General features: G+C 59.4%; 12 protein-coding genes and 1 pseudogene. 10 read left to right on the forward strand and 3 right to left on the reverse strand.

The features are described 5' to 3' along the window. Positions 1 to 11: 11 nt before the first annotated feature. Positions 12 to 1,046: pseudogene (locus tag ACYZT3_RS02660) on the reverse strand (HAMP domain-containing protein); the annotation flags it as partial. Between the two features lie 40 nt (positions 1,047 to 1,086). Next, complete coding sequence (locus tag ACYZT3_RS02665) at positions 1,087 to 1,296, reverse strand: hypothetical protein (RefSeq protein ID WP_462031450.1); 210 nt, start codon at positions 1,294 to 1,296, stop codon at positions 1,087 to 1,089. 30 nt (positions 1,297 to 1,326) lie between these two features. Here ACYZT3_RS02665 and ACYZT3_RS02670 point away from each other — a divergent pair, with 30 nt between their 5' ends. Continuing rightward, positions 1,327 to 1,581: a hypothetical protein gene (locus ACYZT3_RS02670; RefSeq protein WP_131061244.1), complete on the forward strand. Its 255-nt coding sequence runs from the start codon at positions 1,327 to 1,329 to the stop codon at positions 1,579 to 1,581. A 31-nt stretch (positions 1,582 to 1,612) separates the two neighbouring features. Next, positions 1,613 to 2,182: a lipocalin family protein gene (locus ACYZT3_RS02675; RefSeq protein ID WP_282377312.1), complete on the forward strand. Its 570-nt coding sequence runs from the start codon at positions 1,613 to 1,615 to the stop codon at positions 2,180 to 2,182. 51 nt (positions 2,183 to 2,233) lie between these two features. On the opposite strand, the gene ACYZT3_RS02680 is transcribed toward ACYZT3_RS02675, so the two are convergent. Next, positions 2,234 to 3,598, reverse strand: a complete 1,365-nt coding sequence (locus ACYZT3_RS02680) for a formimidoylglutamate deiminase (RefSeq protein ID WP_462031451.1) — start codon at positions 3,596 to 3,598, stop codon at positions 2,234 to 2,236. A 146-nt stretch (positions 3,599 to 3,744) separates the two neighbouring features. Here ACYZT3_RS02680 and hutC point away from each other — a divergent pair, with 146 nt between their 5' ends. From hutC to hutH, 8 genes are all read left to right on the forward strand, one after another. Next, positions 3,745 to 4,455 (forward strand): histidine utilization repressor, encoded by a 711-nt coding sequence (gene hutC / locus ACYZT3_RS02685; RefSeq protein ID WP_177326944.1) that lies wholly within the window; start codon positions 3,745 to 3,747, stop codon positions 4,453 to 4,455. A gap of 10 nt (positions 4,456 to 4,465) precedes the next feature. Continuing rightward, positions 4,466 to 5,035: a HutD/Ves family protein gene (locus tag ACYZT3_RS02690; protein ID WP_282377310.1), complete on the forward strand. Its 570-nt coding sequence runs from the start codon at positions 4,466 to 4,468 to the stop codon at positions 5,033 to 5,035. Positions 5,036 to 5,504: 469 nt separating this feature from the next. Beyond that, positions 5,505 to 7,193 carry a urocanate hydratase gene (hutU, locus tag ACYZT3_RS02695; protein WP_462031452.1) on the forward strand — a complete coding sequence of 563 codons (1,689 nt, stop codon included), beginning with the start codon at positions 5,505 to 5,507 and terminating at the stop codon, positions 7,191 to 7,193. A 150-nt stretch (positions 7,194 to 7,343) separates the two neighbouring features. Further along, on the forward strand, positions 7,344 to 8,816 hold the full coding sequence (locus ACYZT3_RS02700) for a purine-cytosine permease family protein (RefSeq protein WP_462031453.1): 1,473 nt from the start codon (positions 7,344 to 7,346) through the stop codon (positions 8,814 to 8,816). A 68-nt stretch (positions 8,817 to 8,884) separates the two neighbouring features. After that, positions 8,885 to 9,853: an ABC transporter substrate-binding protein gene (locus ACYZT3_RS02705; protein WP_282377308.1), complete on the forward strand. Its 969-nt coding sequence runs from the start codon at positions 8,885 to 8,887 to the stop codon at positions 9,851 to 9,853. A gap of 70 nt (positions 9,854 to 9,923) precedes the next feature. Continuing rightward, on the forward strand, positions 9,924 to 10,775 hold the full coding sequence (locus tag ACYZT3_RS02710) for an ABC transporter permease (RefSeq protein WP_074872803.1): 852 nt from the start codon (positions 9,924 to 9,926) through the stop codon (positions 10,773 to 10,775). Further along, complete coding sequence (locus ACYZT3_RS02715; RefSeq protein WP_462031454.1) at positions 10,772 to 11,602, forward strand: quaternary amine ABC transporter ATP-binding protein; 831 nt, start codon at positions 10,772 to 10,774, stop codon at positions 11,600 to 11,602. Before ACYZT3_RS02710 ends, ACYZT3_RS02715 begins: the two co-directional genes overlap by 4 nt. A gap of 165 nt (positions 11,603 to 11,767) precedes the next feature. Further along, positions 11,768 to 13,291 carry a histidine ammonia-lyase gene (hutH, locus tag ACYZT3_RS02720; protein WP_462031455.1) on the forward strand — a complete coding sequence of 508 codons (1,524 nt, stop codon included), beginning with the start codon at positions 11,768 to 11,770 and terminating at the stop codon, positions 13,289 to 13,291. Positions 13,292 to 13,336 lie beyond the last annotated feature (45 nt).

Raw genomic sequence — 13,336 nt, forward strand, 5'->3', positions numbered from 1 at the left:
TGAATACGCTCCACGAAACGGTTGAACGAGGTGCCCAGCGCGCCGAATTCGTCCTGGCCGTGGATGGTCAGTCGTTTGGTCAGGTCGCCTTCACCTTCGGCGATGTCATGCATGGCGCGGCCCATGGTCAGCAACGGCTGCATCAAGAAGCTGATCAGCATGCCCAACAGCGCGATGATGATCACCACGGCAATGACCATGGCGATAATCGCCGAAGTACGGAATTCGCTGAGCATCGAGAACGCGGTGTCCTGATCCAGCACCAGCGCCACGTACCAGTCTGCCGAGGGCACACCGTTGACGTGTGTAAAGGAGATGAATTGAGTCTTGCCGTCGAGTTCGACTTCCTTCATGCCCGGGCTGACGTTCGGGGCGCCGTTCGGGTAGGCGTCGGTCAGGCTCTTGAGTACCAGTTTACTGTCCGGGTGGATCAGGATTTTGCCGTCGGCACTGACGATAAAGGCATGGCCGTGGCCGCCGAAGTTCAGCGAGTTGATGATCGCGCTGACGCTGGACAGGTCAATGTCTGCGCCGGCGACGCCGATCATTTGATTCTGATGTTTCACCGGCGTGGCGACGGTGATCACCAGTTTGCCCGACGACGCGGCGATGTACGGTTCGGTGACGATGGTCTGTTGCGCGCTGTTGGCCGCCTTGTACCAGCCACGGGCGCGGGGATCGTAATCCGCCGCACGATTGCCCGCCGGGACCGAAAACATCACGCCGTCGGAGCCACCAAAGTAGCTCAGCTGAAAATTACTGGTGTAGGCCGGCAGGTCGATGGCGCGCTTGAGGTTGGCCTGAGCGCTGCCGTCCACCGAGATCTGCTGGGACAGCGATTGCAGCAACTGAATGCGGCTTTCCAGCCAGGTCTGGATGTTGCTGGTGGTCAGGCTGCCGAGCTCCTGCATCGAGGATTCGGTACTGCTGCGCAAGGTTTGCCGTTGGCGGTAGTCGTTGAAGAGGATGAAGCAAGCGAACGCAACGGCCACCACGAGGGCAGCAGCCAACAGGATCTTGTGGCTGAACTTCATGTTTTTGGTCATTAAATGAACTACCGCGAAGAGGCTGGTCAACAAAGGGGCGTCAATTTGCCACAGTCGTGGGCTTGCGCTGCTTATATGTCGACTGAGCGGCGGCAAAGATTAGGCGGCTTTTGCGAAAACCGACGAAACACTCAACAGCCAACGAAAGTTCCTGATATTTCACGAAAGACAGACGAGCGGCCCACAAATAGCCGGCCAGCCACGGAACCAGACAGGGGTTTTCTCTTCTAAGCTTCAGCTTGGCAGTCATGCCATTCCCCTTCGCCCCAGGAGCTACACAATGTCGCTGCGTTCTATCGCCCTGCTTTCGTTCTGCGTGTTGTTGGCCGCGTGCAGCAAGGTCAATCAGGAAAACTACTCGAAGCTGTCGTCAGGCATGCCCAAGGCCGAGGTAGAAACCTTGCTGGGCAAACCCACCGACTGCTCGGGCGCGCTCGGCATGTCCAGTTGTACCTGGGGTGACAAGAACAGTTTTATCAGCGTGCAGTACGCCGGTGACCAAGTGCTGATGTTTTCCGGCCAAGGCCTGAAGTAATCCGGGGCTAAGCGCCCACGGGAGAAAAACAATGAAACGGTTACTGATAGTCCTTTTAGCCGGCCTGGTTTTGGCCGGCTGCGCCACTTCCGGCGTAGATTCGTTGGCACCGAAAACTGTCAACAGCGTCAATCTTAAGAAGTACCAAGGGACCTGGTACGAGTTGGCCCGTCTGCCGATGTATTTCCAGCGCAATTGCGCGCAATCCGAAGCCCATTACACGCTCAAGCCTGACGGCGACGTGTTGGTACTGAACCGCTGTCTGACGGCGGACTGGCAATGGGAAGAGGCCAAAGGCACGGCTTGGCCACAGGTGCCGGGCAAGACCGACAAATTGTGGGTCGAGTTCGACAACTGGTTTTCGCGGCTGATACCGGGTGTTGCGAAGGGCGAGTACTGGGTGTTGTACGTCAGCGATGACTACAAGACCGCCATTGTTGGCGATCCGAGCCGCAAGTATCTGTGGCTGCTGTCACGGACCCCGACGGTCAATGGCGTTGTGCGTGAGGAATTGCTGAGCAAGGCACGTCAGCAGGGCTACGACACCACGCGACTGATTTGGCGCGCGACCGATACGCAGATGGCCAAGACTTCGAACTGATTACTCCGCTACTGATCGTTCCCGCGCGAAGTGGGAACGATCAATGAGGGATTAGCCCAGGAGATCGCGCAAGACCTGGGTGAAGGCGCGGTTGCTTTCTTCTTCCCCGGCATGATGCCCATCACGCACAACCCACTGGCCGTTGACCAGCACATCCCGCACCTGGCGGTCGCCACCGGCAAACAACCAACGATTCAGAATCCCGTCGCCACTGGCTGTCGCCAGGTACGGATCGTTGCCATCCAGCACCAGCCAATCCGCACGTTTGCCAACTTCCAGCGCGCCAATCGGCTGACCCAACGCCTGAGCCCCGCCATCCAGCGCTGCGTCGTACAGCGTGCGGCCAACCATCGGCTGATCCGCGCCATACAAACGATTACGACGTTGGTCGCGCAGGCGCTGGCCATATTCCAACCAGCGCAATTCTTCCACCACGCTCAATGACACATGGCTGTCGGAACCGATGCCCATGCGCCCGCCCTGAGCGAGGAAATCCACCGCCGGGAAGATACCGTCGCCGAGGTTGGCTTCGGTCGTCAGGCACAAACCGGCGATGGCGCGACTCTTGGCCATCAGCGTGACTTCTTCCGGGTTGGCGTGGGTCGCGTGAACCAGGCACCAGCGTTGATCGACCTCGGTGTTTTCGTACAGCCATTGCAGCGGACGGCGACCGCTCCAGCTCAGGCAGTCATCGACTTCCTTCTGTTGCTCGGCGATGTGAATGTGCACCGGGCACTGCTTGTCGCTGGCGGCCAGCACTTCGCTGATTTGCTGCGGTGTTACCGCACGCAACGAGTGGAAACACAAACCCAGCGACTGCGCCGGTTTCTGCGCCAGGATCGGCTGCAAGCGCGACTGAAGCTTGAGGTAGTTTTCGGTGCTGTTGATAAAGCGGCGCTGGCCGTCGTTCGGCGTTTGGCCACCGAAGCCGGAATGGCTGTAGAGCACCGGCAGCAGGGTCAGGCCGATGCCGGCTGAACTGGCGGCCTGGCAGATGCGCAGCGCCAGTTCGGCCGGGTCGGCGTACGGCTGACCGTTGGTGTCGTGGTGTACGTAGTGAAATTCTGCGACCGAGGTGTAACCGGCCTTGAGCATTTCGATGTACAGCTGACGAGCGATGACGCCGAGCTGCTCCGGGCTGATTTTTCCGACGAGGCGATACATCAAATCGCGCCAGGTCCAGAAACTGTCGTTCGGATTACCTGCCACTTCCGCCAGCCCGGCCATGGCCCGCTGGAAGGCGTGGGAGTGTAAATTCGGCATCCCAGGCAGCAGCGGACCGCTAAGCCGTTCGGCGCCATCTGCGTGGGAATCGGCCTGGATATGGGTCAACACGCCACCGGCGCTGACCTCAAGACGTACATTGTTGGCCCATCCACTAGGCAGCAGCGCGCGTTCGGCAAAGAAGGCGGACATGGTTCAGCACCCCATCGTGTGTTATTTGTATATACATATACAGACGTTTGCCTGCTCGGTAAACTCCGGCAAGCTAGCAACTTCTCTTCAACGAACAAGGATTAACCGTGCCGACTCCGCCTGCAGTCTCTCCGTTGGCCGCACACATGGGCGACAGTCCGGCGCCCTTGTACGCCCGCGTCAAACAGATGATCACCCAGCAAATCGACAGTGGAAACTGGCCGCCGCACTACCGCGTTCCGTCGGAAAGCGAGCTGGTCAACCAACTGGGTTTCAGCCGCATGACCATCAACCGCGCCCTGCGCGAGATGACCGCCGACGGTCTGTTGGTGCGCATGCAAGGTGTCGGGACTTTTGTCGCCGAGCCGAAAAGTCAGTCCGCGCTGTTTGAAGTGCACAACATCGCCGACGAAATCGCCTCCCGTGGCCATCGTCATACCTGCAAGGTCATCACCCTCGAAGAAGAGGCCGCCGGTTCCGAGCGCGCCTTGGCGCTGGACATGCGCGAAGGCCAGAAGGTTTTCCACTCGCTGATCGTGCATTTCGAAAACGATATCCCGGTGCAAATCGAAGACCGTTTCGTCAACGCACTGGTGGCGCCGGACTACCTCAAGCAGGACTTCACCCTGCAAACGCCATACGCCTATCTGAACCAGGTCGCGCCGCTGACCGAAGGCGAGCATGTGGTCGAGGCGATCCTGGCCGAGGCCAGCGAATGCAAGTTGCTGCAGATTGAAAAGGGCGAGCCGTGCCTGCTGATTCGTCGCCGCACCTGGTCCGGCCGTCAGCCGGTGACCGCCGCCCGTTTGATCCACCCCGGTTCCCGTCATCGTCTGGAAGGACGGTTTCATAAATAGAGAGCCATAAATGAGTCAAGTAAAGGTTCTACGCGCAAAAGATTACCCGCGCATGCCGTGGAAAAACGGCGGCGGCAGCACTGAAGAGATCACCCGTGATGCAGGCACTGGCCTTGACGGTTTCGGCTGGCGTCTGTCGATTGCCGATATCGGCGAATCGGGCGGGTTTTCCACGTTCGCCGGTTATGAGCGGATCATCACGGTGTTGCAAGGCGACGGCATGACCTTGTCGGTCGACGGTCAGGTGACGCGGGCGCTGTTATCGCTTGATCCGTTCGCCTTCAGCGGCGAGAGCCACGTTACCTGCACATTACTCGGTGGGCCGATTCGCGATTTCAACCTGATCTATGCGCCGCAGCGTTACCGCGCGCGGTTGCAGTGGCTGGACGGCGAGCAGCGTTTTTTCAGCTCGGCGGGCACTGTGCTCGTGTTCAGTATCACCGACGAGCTTGAAGTGCAGGTCGGTAACAGTGCCTCGCAACTGGGCCGCCATGATTGCCTGCAACTTGACGGTAATACCGGGCTTTTGGAAGTCTCCATTAACGGCTCGTGCTGTGTGATTGAGCTGATCACACGCTGATTCAAAATCCCTTTCGCGGGCAAGCCTCGCTCCTACAGGATTGATGTCGATCCAACTATTGGTGATCGACGCAAAACCTGTAGGAGCGAGGCTTGCCCGCGAAGCTTTTTCACCGAGCAAATCCGTTCCCAAATGCGCACCAACTTGTTACCGAACGCCCCAGCGTGGCGCAAACCCCCGCTCAAGTAACAGCTGTAACCCCTCTCGCAAAATCCCCCCGAAAAATTTCATCTTTGCCAAAACCCTTGATCCATGCGCTTTCCAGCCCTTTCAAAACTTTTCTTGAACAGCCATCCAACAAGTTGGCCGCTTGATTGCATATGCTTGTATGTACAAGTAAAGACGTATGCGTATGAGTCAATCGAGACTCCTCGCAGCGTCAACTGATTCGCTTGTGGCGCAACGATGCGCACAAGCTGGCTGCCCACCGCCAGGGTTGGTTTGGATTGATCGCTGAGGAGTCTTTTTCGTGACTGACAATACCCAGAAACCTACTAAATACCGCAATGTCGAAATCCGCGCTGCCCGCGGTAACAAGCTGACCGCCAAGAGCTGGCTGACCGAAGCGCCGCTGCGCATGCTGATGAACAACCTCGACCCGGAAGTCGCCGAGAACCCTAAAGAACTGGTGGTTTACGGTGGTATCGGTCGTGCGGCGCGTAACTGGGAATGCTACGACAAGATCGTCGAAAGCCTGACCAACCTGAATGACGACGAGACCCTGCTGGTGCAATCCGGCAAGCCGGTCGGCGTGTTCAAGACCCACAGCAACGCCCCGCGCGTACTGATTGCCAACTCCAACCTGGTGCCACACTGGGCGAGCTGGGAACACTTCAACGAACTCGACGCCAAAGGCCTGGCCATGTACGGCCAGATGACCGCTGGCAGCTGGATCTACATCGGCAGCCAGGGCATCGTTCAAGGCACCTACGAAACCTTCGTCGAAGCCGGTCGCCAACACTACAACGATGACCTGAAAGGTCGTTGGGTCCTGACCGCAGGCCTCGGTGGCATGGGCGGCGCTCAACCACTGGCCGCCACCCTGGCCGGCGCTTGCTCGCTGAACATCGAATGCCAGCAGGTCAGTATCGATTTCCGTTTGAACAGCCGTTATGTCGATGAGCAAGCCTCCGACCTCGACGACGCGCTGGCCCGCATCGCCAAATACACCAAGGAAGGAAAAGCGATTTCCATCGCCCTGCTCGGCAACGCGGCTGAAATCCTTCCAGAACTGGTCAAGCGCGGCGTGCGCCCGGACATGGTCACCGACCAGACCAGCGCCCACGACCCGCTCAACGGTTACCTGCCAGCCGGCTGGACCTGGGACGAATACCGCGCTCGCGCCAAGACCGAACCTGCCGCTGTCGTGAAAGCCGCCAAGCAATCGATGGCCGTGCACGTTAAAGCGATGCTCGACTTCCAGAAAATGGGTATTCCGACCTTCGACTACGGCAACAACATCCGTCAGATGGCGCAAGAAGAAGGCGTGGAAAACGCATTCGACTTCCCAGGCTTCGTACCGGCTTACATCCGTCCGCTGTTCTGCCGCGGCATCGGTCCATTCCGTTGGGCTGCACTGTCGGGCGATCCACAGGACATCTACAAAACCGACGCCAAAGTAAAAGAACTGATCCCGGACGACGCCCATCTGCACAACTGGCTGGACATGGCACGCGAGCGCATCAGCTTCCAGGGTCTGCCGGCACGTATCTGCTGGGTTGGCCTGGGCCTGCGCGCCAAGCTCGGTCTGGCGTTCAACGAAATGGTGCGCAGCGGTGAATTGTCCGCGCCAATCGTGATCGGTCGCGACCACCTGGACTCCGGTTCTGTCGCCAGCCCAAACCGCGAAACCGAATCCATGCAGGACGGTTCCGATGCCGTGTCCGACTGGCCACTGCTCAACGCGCTGCTCAACACCGCGAGCGGCGCGACCTGGGTTTCCCTGCACCACGGCGGCGGCGTCGGCATGGGCTTCTCCCAGCACTCGGGCATGGTGATTGTCTGCGACGGTACTGACGAAGCGGCCGAGCGTATCGCTCGCGTACTGCACAACGATCCGGCCACCGGTGTCATGCGTCACGCCGATGCGGGCTACCAGATCGCTATCGACTGCGCCAAGGAACAGGGGCTGAACCTGCCGATGATTACCGGTAAGTAAGCCATGTAGCAGCTGGCGGAGCCTGCGTTAAGGGCCGAAGGACCTTCGTTCCACTTTGGAATGCCGGGGTCGCTTCGCAACCCGACGCAGCCTGCGGCAGCTGCTACAGAGGTCGAGTAAACCTTAATAACAATCCACAGAGGTTGAATCATGGCTGTTAACAACGATCGTGCAGGCAGTAAACCGTTGATCGAGAAACGTTCGATCGACTACATCCCGGAAGCGGAGAGACACGGTCGTCTGTTGAGCCAATTCACCCTGTGGTTGGGTGCCAACCTGCAAATCACTGCGATTGTCACCGGTGCATTGGCGGTGGTACTCGGTGGCGATGTGTTCTGGTCGTTGATCGGTTTGCTGATCGGTCAATTGCTCGGCGGCGGTGTCATGGCGCTGCATGCCGCGCAAGGGCCCAAGCTTGGCCTGCCGCAGATGATCTCCAGCCGGGTACAGTTCGGGGTTTATGGCGCGGCCATCCCGATCGTGCTGGTCTGTTTGATGTACCTCGGCTTCACCGCAACGGGAACTGTGCTTTCCGGTCAGGCGCTGGGCCAGTTGCTTGGCGTCAGCGACAGCGTCGGTATTCTCATCTTCGCCAGTGTCATCGTGCTGGTCACGGTGCTCGGTTATCGGGTGATCCATTTCATTGGCCGTGTCGCCAGCGTTATTGGTGTGATTGCCTTTGTTTACCTGTTCAGTCGCCTGATGAGCCAGACTGACATTGGCGCACTGCTGCAAATCCGCCACTTCAGCTGGAGCAGTTTCCTGCTCTCGGTGTCGCTCGCGGCGTCCTGGCAGATCGCCTTCGGCCCTTACGTGGCTGACTATTCACGCTACCTGCCAAGTAAGATTTCCTCGGTGAAAACGTTTTTCGCCGCTGGCGCGGGTTCGGTCATTGGCGCACAGGTGGCGATGATCCTCGGCGTGTTTGCCGCCGCCACGGCCAATGGGCAATTCGCCGGCCACGAAGTAGCCTACATCGTTGGTTTGGGCGGTACCGGTGCCACCGCTGCGCTGCTGTACTTCAGCATCGCGTTCGGCAAGGTCACCATCTCCACGCTGAATTCCTACGGCAGCTTCATGTGCATCGCGACCATCATCAGCGGTTTCCGTGGTCACCTGCAGGTCACGCGCTTGCAGCGTCTGGTTTTCGTGCTGGTCATCGTCGGTACTGCGACCCTGATCGCGCTGCTCGGTCAGCACTCGTTCCTCGGTGCGTTCAAGTCGTTCATCCTGTTCTTGCTGGCGTTCTTTACGCCATGGAGCGCGATCAACCTGGTGGACTACTACTGCATCACCCGCGAGCGCTATGACGTGCCGGCGTTGGCCGATCCGAACGGTCGCTACGGCCGTTGGAACCCCCTCGGTATCAGCGTCTATGTCTTCGGTGTACTGGTGCAACTGCCGTTCATCTCCACCAAGTTCTATACCGGTCCGCTGGTAGACGCCCTGGGTGGTGTGGATATTTCCTGGATCATCGGTCTGGTGCTTCCCGCAGCCCTGTATTACGTGTGCGCAAAAAAATGGCATGGCGCCGTACCCGATCAACTGATTCTGCCGGTCGAGCAGGACGGCGTTGTACAACCTAAAAAAAGCGGGGCCGGTCGCGCTGCGGCGCAGGCCTGATTGGACGTGGACAGGGCTGGATGCCTCTTGACTGCCGTAAGCCAATTCATGATTAGGAGCGTCACACAATGAAATCGAACAAGACCCTGCTGACCACATTGCTTTCCATGGGCCTGCTGGCCAGTGCCGGCGCTACTCAGGCAGCCGGTTGGTGCGAGTCGGGCAAACCGGTGAAATTCGCCGGCCTGAACTGGGAAAGCGGCATGCTGTTGACCGACGTGATGCAGGTCGTGCTGGAGAAAGGTTACGACTGCAAGGTCGACAGCCTGCCAGGCAACTCCATCACCATGGAAAACGCCCTGAGCAGCAACGACATTCAAGTGTTCGCCGAAGAGTGGGTCGGACGCAGCGAGGTCTGGAACAAGGCCGAGAAGGCCGGCAAGGTGGTCGGTGTCGGCGCTCCGGTCGTTGGCGCGATCGAAGGCTGGTACGTGCCGCGCTACGTGATCGAAGGCGACGCCAAGCGCAAGCTGGAACCCAAGGCGCCGGACCTGAAAAACATCGCCGACCTGGCCAAGTACGCCGCCGTGTTCAAGGATCAGGAAGAGCCATCCAAGGGCCGTTTCTACAACTGCCCGGCCGGCTGGACCTGTGAACTGGACAACAGCGAAATGCTCAAAAGCTACGGCCTGGAAAGCACCTACACCAACTTCCGCCCAGGCACCGGCCCGGCGCTGGATGCCGCCGTGCTGTCGAGCTACAAACGTGGCGAGCCGATCCTGTTCTACTACTGGTCGCCAACCCCGCTGATGGGCCAGGTGGACCTGGTTAAACTCGAAGAGAAGCCAGGCGTGGACAAGCGCGTGACCATCAAGGTCGGCCTGTCCAAGACCTTCCACGAGCAAGCCCCGGAACTGGTGGCTGTGCTGGAAAAGGTCAACCTGCCAATCGACCTGCTCAACCAGAATCTCGGGCGTATGGCCAAAGAGCGGATCGAGTCACCAAAACTGGCGAAAATCTTCCTCAAGGAACATCCTGAAGTCTGGCATGCATGGGTGAGCGAAGACGCAGCCAAAAAGATCGACGCGGCCTTGTAGGTTGAGCCTCTCCGACTGCCCTGAGCGGCAGTCGGATGCTTGATCGCAACCCCTTGATTGAGAGTCTCTTATGTTTCCCGAAAGCTTTACCTTTTCCATCGCCGACTGGGTCAACAGTTGGGTCGATTCGCTGGTCACCAACTACGGCGACGTGTTCCGCAGCATCTCCGACACCCTGTTGTGGGCCATCGTCAATCTTGAAGGCCTGCTGCGTGCGGCGCCCTGGTGGCTGATGCTGGCGATCGTGGCGGGCGTTGCCTGGCACGCGACCCGCAAAGTCGTGACCACCGCCGTGATCGTCGGTTTGCTGTTCCTGGTAGGCGCGGTTGGCCTCTGGGACAAGCTGATGCAGACGCTGGCGCTGATGATGGTCGCGACGGTCATTTCGGTGCTGATCGGCATCCCTCTGGGCATTCTCTCGGCGCGCAGCAATCGTCTGCGTTCGGTGCTGATGCCGTTGCTGGACATCATGCAGACCATGCCGAGTTTCGTGTACCTGATCCCGGTGCTGATGCTGTTCGGTCTGGGCAAGGTTCCGGCGATTTTCGCCACCGTGATCTACGCCGCGCCACCACTGATCCGCTTGACCGATCTGGGTATTCGCCAAGTCGACGGTGAAGTGATGGAAGCGATCAATGCCTTCGGTGCCAACCGCTGGCAGCAACTGTTTGGCGTGCAACTTCCGCTGGCCCTGCCGAGCATCATGGCCGGGATCAACCAGACGACCATGATGGCCCTGTCGATGGTCGTGATTGCCTCGATGATCGGTGCCCGTGGCTTGGGTGAAGACGTGTTGGTGGGGATTCAGACCCTCAACGTCGGACGTGGTCTTGAGGCCGGTCTGGCGATCGTGATTCTGGCGGTGGTTATCGACCGCATTACTCAAGCGTACGGTCGGCCACGGCATGAGGTGAGCAAATGAACAACGAAGCCGTCAGCAAAATCGAAGTCAAAAACGTCTTCAAGATTTTCGGCAACCGTTCCAAGGAAGCGCTGGCCATGATTGGCCAGGGCAAAACCAAGGATCAGGTGCTGGCCGAAACCGGCTGCGTGGTCGGCGTGAACGACTTGTCCCTGAGCATCGCTACTGGCGAGATCTTCGTGATCATGGGCCTGTCGGGCTCCGGCAAGTCCACTCTGGTGCGCCACTTCAATCGCCTGATCGACCCGACCAGCGGCGCGATCCTGGTGGATGGCGTGGACATCCTGCAATACGACATGGAAGCCCTGCGCGAATTTCGTCGGCACAAGATCAGCATGGTGTTCCAGAGCTTTGGCCTGCTGCCGCACAAGACCGTGGTGGATAACGTCGCCTACGGCCTGAAAGTGCGTGGCGAGACCAAGCAAATGTGCGCCGAGCGAGCCTTGCACTGGATCAACACCGTAGGCCTGAAAGGCTACGAAAACAAATACCCGCATCAGCTTTCCGGCGGCATGCGCCAGCGTGTGGGCCTGGCTCGCGCACTGGCGGCGGACACCGACATCATCCTGATGGACGAAGCCTTCAGTGCGCTCGACCCGCTGATTCGCGCAGAGATGCAGGACCAGTTGCTGGAACTGCAGAAGACCCTGCACAAGACCATCGTCTTCATCACCCACGACCTTGATGAGGCGGTGCGGATTGGTAACCGGATTGCGATTCTCAAGGACGGGCGCCTGATTCAGGTGGGTACGCCGCGAGAGATCCTGCATTCGCCGGCGGATGAGTATGTGGATCGGTTCGTTCAGCGGCGGGCTGCGGTGGTTTGAGGTGATGATCGTTCCCACGCTCTGCGTGGGAATGCATCCCGTGACGTTCCGCGTCACATTCGCAGGGCTTGGACCTTGCGCTGACAACGGGACGCAGAGCGTCCCAGGCGGCATTCCCACGCAGAGCGTGGGAACGATCAAAACAGAATTGGTATGAGGCTCCAGATGTCCCAGGCTGAAAAAATCGTTATCGCAGGCGACCACCTGCGTTGGCAGGATGTGGTCGCCGTAGCCCGCCATGGCGCACAGCTTGAGCTGTCGCCACAGGCCTGGGCGCGGATCGAGAATGCCCAGGCCATCGTCCAGCGTATCGTCGCCAGCGGCGAGCGCGCCTATGGCGTCAACACCGGCCTTGGTGCCTTGTGCAATGTCTCGTTGAAAGACGAGCAACTCAGCCAACTCTCGCGCAACACCTTGCTCAGCCACGCCTGTGGCGTTGGCGCTCCATTGGCCGACGAGCAGACCCGCGCGATCATGTGTGCGGCAATCCTCAATTACAGCCAAGGCAAATCCGGCATTCACCGCCGGGTGGTCGAAGCCCTGTTGGCGCTGCTCAATCGCGGCATCACCCCGCAAGTGCCGTCCCAGGGTTCGGTCGGTTACCTGACCCACATGGCGCACATCGGCATCGCGTTGCTGGGCGTCGGCAATGTCAGCTATCGCGGGCAGATCGTTTCTGCGCAACAAGCTCTGGCCGAAGAAGGTTTGCAACCGGTTCAGCTTGGCGCCAAAGACGGCCTGTGCCTGGTCAACGGTACGCCGTGCATGACCGGCCTCAGCTGTCTGGCGATTGCTGATGCCACGCGCCTGCTGCAATGGGCTGACGTGATCGGCGCCATGAGCTTCGAGGCCCAGCGTGGCCAGATTGCCGCGTTCGACGCCGAGATCATCGCGCTCAAGCCGCATCCGGGCATGCAGCAGGTTGGCACCAATCTGCGGGCGTTGCTGGATGGCAGTGAAGTGATTGCTTCGAGCATAGGCATCCGCACGCAGGATGCGCTGAGCATCCGTTCTATTCCGCAAGTCCACGGTGCTGCACGAGATCAACTGGCGCACGCGACTCAACAGATCGAAACCGAACTCAACGGCTGCACCGATAATCCGTTGCTGCTGGGTACGCCGGACAATTTCCGCATCATGTCCCAGGCCAACCCGCACGGCCAGTCAGTGGCATTGGCCGCAGATTTGCTGGCGATTGCCATGGCGGAAATCGGCTCCATCGCCGAGCGTCGCCTGGACCGCTTGATCAACCCGCATGTCAGCGGTTTGCCGGCATTCCTCGTGGCTAACCCGGGGGTCAATTCCGGAATGATGATCGTCCAATACGTCGCCGCTTCGCTGTGCGCGGAAAACCGTCAGTTGGCGCAACCGGCAGTGCTCGACAACTACGTCACCTCGGGCCTGCAGGAAGACCACTTGAGCATGGGCACCAACGCCGCGCTGAAGCTGCATCGCGCCCTGGAAAACTGCACGCAGATCCTCGCGATTGAGTACCTGCTGGCGGCCCAGGCGTTTGAATTTCTCAAGGAACAACGTTTCGGCGCCGGCACCGATACGGCCTGGCGTCTGTTGCGCGAGCGGGTCCCGGCCTACGACCAGGACCGCTGGCTGGCACCGGACATCGCCGCCGCTGCCGGTGTGTTGAAAGACCCGATTTTGCTGCACAACGCTTTACCTAACCTGAACTGATTTCCACAAAACACCAGCGTGCCAAGGCGCAGCCCGCCAAAAGAC

The sequence above is a fragment of the Pseudomonas sp. MDT1-16 genome (assembly GCF_054898115.1).

Coding starts and splice junctions, on each gene's coding strand:
- hutH (WP_462031455.1), top strand. CDS start 11,768: ATGTCCCAGGCTGAAAAAATCGTTATCGCAGGCGACCACCTGCGTTGG.
- ACYZT3_RS02675 (WP_282377312.1), top strand. CDS start 1,613: ATGAAACGGTTACTGATAGTCCTTTTAGCCGGCCTGGTTTTGGCCGGC.
- ACYZT3_RS02690 (WP_282377310.1), top strand. CDS start 4,466: ATGAGTCAAGTAAAGGTTCTACGCGCAAAAGATTACCCGCGCATGCCG.
- ACYZT3_RS02710 (WP_074872803.1), top strand. CDS start 9,924: ATGTTTCCCGAAAGCTTTACCTTTTCCATCGCCGACTGGGTCAACAGT.
- ACYZT3_RS02705 (WP_282377308.1), top strand. CDS start 8,885: ATGAAATCGAACAAGACCCTGCTGACCACATTGCTTTCCATGGGCCTG.
- hutC (WP_177326944.1), top strand. CDS start 3,745: ATGGGCGACAGTCCGGCGCCCTTGTACGCCCGCGTCAAACAGATGATC.
- ACYZT3_RS02665 (WP_462031450.1), bottom strand. CDS start 1,296: ATGACTGCCAAGCTGAAGCTTAGAAGAGAAAACCCCTGTCTGGTTCCG.
- ACYZT3_RS02680 (WP_462031451.1), bottom strand. CDS start 3,598: ATGTCCGCCTTCTTTGCCGAACGCGCGCTGCTGCCTAGTGGATGGGCC.
- ACYZT3_RS02700 (WP_462031453.1), top strand. CDS start 7,344: ATGGCTGTTAACAACGATCGTGCAGGCAGTAAACCGTTGATCGAGAAA.
- ACYZT3_RS02670 (WP_131061244.1), top strand. CDS start 1,327: ATGTCGCTGCGTTCTATCGCCCTGCTTTCGTTCTGCGTGTTGTTGGCC.
- ACYZT3_RS02715 (WP_462031454.1), top strand. CDS start 10,772: ATGAACAACGAAGCCGTCAGCAAAATCGAAGTCAAAAACGTCTTCAAG.